The sequence below is a fragment of the Streptomyces termitum genome (assembly GCF_014650175.1).
In the GTDB taxonomy this organism is placed as follows: Bacteria; Actinomycetota; Actinomycetes; order Streptomycetales; family Streptomycetaceae; genus Streptomyces; species Streptomyces termitum.
Map to the genome: position 1 here is coordinate 1 of NZ_BMUL01000048.1, position 822 is coordinate 822.

The following is an 822-nucleotide window of genomic DNA, read 5'->3' on the forward strand; positions in this document are numbered from 1 at the left end:
ACCGCTGGTGGATCATGGTGCTGTGATACGTCGCCATGAACTGTCGGATGCCGAGTGGGAGTTCGTCCGGCCGCTGCTGCCCGAGTCGTTGAGGGGGCGGAAGCGGCTGGACGACCGCAGAGTGCTGAACGGGATCGTGTGGAAGTTCCGGACCGGAACGGCCTGGCGGGACGTGCCCGAACGTTACGGGCCGTGGGCCACGCTCCACACACGTTTCCGCAGGTGGGCGGCGGATGGGACGTTTGACCGGATGCTGCGGGCCGCGCAGGCCGAAGCTGATGCAGCGGGCGACATCGAGTGGCTGGTGTCGGTCGACTCCACGATCGTTCGAGCTCACCAGCATGCGGCCGGAGCCCGAAAAGGGGGCTCCGCGACCCGGCCCTCGGCCGGTCCCGAGGCGGTCTGACCAGCAAGATTCACCTGGCCTGCGACGGCCGGGGCCGTCCGCTCGCATTCGTCGTCACGGGCGGCAACACCAACGACTGCACCCGGTTCACCGCCGTGATGGAGGCGATCCGGGTGCCCCGGATCGGACCGGGGCGACCCCGGGTCCGGCCCGATCACGTCCTGGGCGACAAGGGCTACAGCTCGAAGGCGATCCGCGCCTGGCTCCGCCGCAAGGGCATCACCCACACGATCCCGGAGCGGGCCGACCAGGTCCGCAACCGGGCCCGGCGAGGCAGCCGCGGCGGCCGCCCGCCGGCCTTCGACCGCGAGGCATACAAGCACCGCAACGTCGTCGAACGTTGCTTTCATCGCCTGAAGCAGTGGCGCGGCATCGCCACCCGCTACGACAAGACCGCCCAGTCCTACGAAGCAGCC

The 822-nt window shown here is 69.8% G+C and carries 1 pseudogene; it reads left to right on the forward strand.

The features are described 5' to 3' along the window. Positions 1-22 precede the first annotated feature (22 nt). Positions 23-822 (forward strand): annotated as a pseudogene (locus tag IE219_RS31365) (IS5 family transposase); the annotation flags it as partial.